Genomic DNA, 495 nt, shown 5'->3' on the forward strand with positions numbered 1-495 from the left:
CCGTGTGCCCCGCCCGCGAGGCCCCGGCCCGCCCCGGTGGGCGGGCCGGGGCCGGCTGGTACCCGGCCCCGCCCACCCCCCACCGCGCAGCCCCGCCCCCCGTCCCCCCCCCCGCGCACCGGCGGGCGGGCCTCCGCGTTGGGCATCGCGTCGGGGGCCGGGACGAAGCTCCCGTCCGCGGCGCGGCGCTCGGCGATAGCCCAGTCGCGCAGGCGGATCGCGCCGGCATCGCCCTCGAGCGTCCAGGTGTTACGGTCGTCCTCCGCGACCCCACCGACCTGTCCGGCGAGCGTGACCGGGACGTCGCCCGCGGTGAGCGTCACGTCGATCGCCCGCTCGGAGCGGCCGGGCTCCGGGAACGCGACCGTGCCGGAAAGCCCGTGGAGCGGCCCGCACAGGCGGTGGCTGAGGAACAGGAAGTGCGAGACCACTTCGCGGGTGAAGCCGCCCTCGGCCCGGGCGTCGAGCCAGCGCGCCGCGTCGGCCTGCCAGGGG

The 495-nt window shown here is 79.8% G+C and carries 1 pseudogene; it reads right to left on the reverse strand.

Annotation, left to right across the window (positions count from 1 at the left end):
* Positions 1-495, reverse strand: a pseudogene (locus FV228_RS32450) (hypothetical protein); the annotation flags it as partial.

It is taken from the genome of Methylobacterium sp. WL18, assembly GCF_008040015.1.
Lineage (GTDB): Bacteria > Pseudomonadota > Alphaproteobacteria > Rhizobiales > Beijerinckiaceae > Methylobacterium > Methylobacterium mesophilicum.